The sequence below is a fragment of the Burkholderia sp. BCC1996 genome (assembly GCF_905339955.1).
Classification (GTDB): Bacteria; Pseudomonadota; Gammaproteobacteria; order Burkholderiales; family Burkholderiaceae; genus Burkholderia.
The window spans coordinates 1-490 of record NZ_CAJPHM010000100.1; the positions used below are offsets into that span (position 1 = coordinate 1).

Annotated in this window: 1 protein-coding gene; it reads right to left on the reverse strand. The window is 60.6% G+C overall.

The window, feature by feature from the left end:
- A partial coding sequence (locus tag U4Z64_RS37395; RefSeq protein WP_321822694.1) for an IS3 family transposase occupies positions 1–490 on the reverse strand: 490 nt, incomplete at both ends.

Below are 490 nucleotides of genomic sequence, written 5' to 3' on the forward strand. Positions count from 1 at the left end.
GCTTTGCATCGTGCGCCCGCGCGAACTGCACCGGCGTCAGATAGCCGAGTGAACTATGAGGCCGCTCGGTGTTGTACTCGATACGCCATTCCTCAATCAGCCGCTTGGCGTGGCGCATTGAGACGAACCAGTGCTCGTTCAGGCATTCATCGCGGAACCGCCCGTTGAAGCTCTCGATATAGGCATTCTCCACCGGCTTGCCAGGCCGAATGAACGACAGCGTGACACCGGCTTCGTAGGCCCATGCATCCAGCACCTTACCAGCGAACTCCGGCCCGTTGTCGACCGTGATGGATGCGGGTAAGCCTCGCATCTCCTTGAGCCGCTCGAGCACTTGCTGCACTCGTAGGCCCGGCAGCGAAGTATCGACCTCGATGGCCAAGCACTCGCGCGTGTAGTCGTCGACCACGTTCAGGCATCGAAACCGCCGACCATAGGCCAGCCCGTCAGAAACGAAGTCCATCGACCAGCTCTGATTCGGGCCTGTTGC